Source organism: Streptomyces sp. NPDC101166 (assembly GCF_044768125.1).
In the GTDB taxonomy this organism is placed as follows: domain Bacteria; phylum Actinomycetota; class Actinomycetes; order Streptomycetales; family Streptomycetaceae; genus Streptomyces.
Genome location: NZ_JBIWPF010000400.1, coordinates 1 through 1012, shown reverse-complemented (window position 1 = coordinate 1012; position 1012 = coordinate 1). Strand labels below are relative to the sequence as shown.

2 protein-coding genes are annotated in these 1012 nt (G+C 69.2%); one reads left to right on the top strand and one right to left on the bottom strand.

Translation table 11 applies throughout. From position 1 onward, the window contains the following. Nucleotides 1-591, top strand: a 591-nt coding sequence (locus ACIRS4_RS39420) for a methyltransferase (protein WP_404205275.1), incomplete at its 5' end; no start/stop codon positions are given. Between the two features lie 28 nt (nucleotides 592-619). On the opposite strand, the gene ACIRS4_RS39415 is transcribed toward ACIRS4_RS39420, so the two are convergent. Continuing rightward, on the bottom strand, nucleotides 620-1012 hold a 393-nt coding region (locus ACIRS4_RS39415), incomplete at its 5' end, for a hypothetical protein (RefSeq protein WP_404205273.1).

The window sequence follows — 1012 nt, the reverse complement described above, 5'->3', positions numbered from 1 at the left end:
CCCGAGCGGCTCTACGACTTTCAGCGCGCCATGACCGGGCTGTCGCTGCCCGGCGCGCACGTCATCGCCGAGGTCTTCCCGTGGCAGCGCTGGAAGACCGTCGCCGATATCGGCACCGCCCAGGGCGCGCTGCTGCGCACCGTTCTGGAGACCAATCCGCACCTGCACGGCATCGGCTACGACCTGGCCCCCGTCGAGCCGATCTTCACCGATTACATTGCCCCGGTGGCGGATCGGAGCGGCTTCCGGGCCGGGGACTTCTTCACCGAGGAACTGCCGGAAGCCGATGTGCTGGTCTTCGGCCACATCCTGCACGACTGGGATCTCGACACCAAGCGCATGCTGCTGGAGAAGGCCTACCGCGCGCTGCCCGAGGGCGGCGCGATCCTGGTCTACGAATCCCTCATCGACGATGACCGCCGGACCAATCTGCCCGGCCTGCTCATGAGCCTCAACATGCTGATCGAGACGCCCGGCGGCTTCGACTACACCGCCGCCGACCTGCGCGGCTGGCTCGCCGACGCGGGCTTCCGCGACCCGCAGACCGAGCACCTCGCCGGGCCCGAATCGATGGTGTGGGCGATCAAATAACGGCGGCCGGGGCCTGGCCGGGTATCGGTCAGGGCAGAGCCAGGTATTCCGCGCCGAGCAGATCGGCCGCGTGGCTGACGTGATCGACGATGCGGGCGGCATCGGCCTCGATGATCCCGGCTCGCCAGGCGGTCAGCAGTTCGATGAAGCCGCCGATGCTCATCAGCACGCCCATGCGCAGATCGGATTCGTCGACGCCCGGGCGCAGGTACGGGCGGGCGGTGGCGATGAGCAGGTCGGTGGCCTCGGTGAGCAGGGCGGTGCGGCGTTGTTCGAGCACGCGGCTGCCGGAGTGATCGCCGAACAGGATGCGGGCCGGGCCCTCCGATTGCAGTTCCACGGCGCGGGCGATGGCCAGGTGCAGGATGCCCAGCGCGGGGTGCGCGAGATTGTCGGCGACCACGGCCGAGAGTTCGCTCAG